At 60.7% G+C, this 662-nt stretch carries 1 protein-coding gene; it reads left to right on the plus strand.

All coding sequences use genetic code 11. The features are described 5' to 3' along the window. Positions 1–662 (plus strand): MFS transporter (locus ABLU86_RS17720; RefSeq protein ID WP_348796039.1); only part of this gene is annotated, 662 nt, incomplete at both ends.

The raw sequence follows: 662 nt of genomic DNA on the forward strand, positions 1-662 counted from the left end.
ACCCTCTACGGCCTCGCCGCCGCCCTCTCGGCCTGGGTCTCCGGCGTGGTCGCGGAAATTATCACCCCGCGTAAAACCATGTTTATCGGTTTCGTGCTGTGGTGCGTGTTCCACGTCCTGTTCCTCGTCTTCGGCCTCGGTCGCGCCAACTACGCCTTAATCCTGCTGTTTTACGGCATCCGCGGCCTGGCCTATCCGCTGTTCCTCTATTCGTTTATCGTCGCCATTATCCATAACGTCCGCAGCGACAGCTCCAGCTCGGCCCTGGGCTGGTTCTGGGCGGTCTACTCCGTCGGCATCGGCGTGTTCGGCAGCTATATTCCGAGCTTCACCATTCCGCACATTGGCGAGATGGGCACCCTGTGGCTGGCGCTGGCGTTCTGTGTCACCGGCGGGCTGATTGCCCTGGCGGCGCTGCGCAACACCGAAACCCCGCGCCATATGCAGAATCTCACCACCCGCGAGAAGTTCTCCGAGCTGGGGCGCGCGGTGACCCTTATCTACACCAACCGCAGCATTATGCTCTCCAGCATCGTGCGCATTATCAACACCCTGTCGCTGTTCGGCTTCGCGGTGGTCATGCCGATGATGTTTGTCGATGAGCTCGGCTTCACCACTTCCGAATGGCTGCAGGTGTGGGCGGCGTTCTTCTTCACCACCAT

This window comes from Klebsiella sp. JN_Kp121 (assembly GCF_040062145.1).
In the GTDB taxonomy this organism is placed as follows: Bacteria; Pseudomonadota; Gammaproteobacteria; order Enterobacterales; family Enterobacteriaceae; genus Klebsiella; species Klebsiella aerogenes.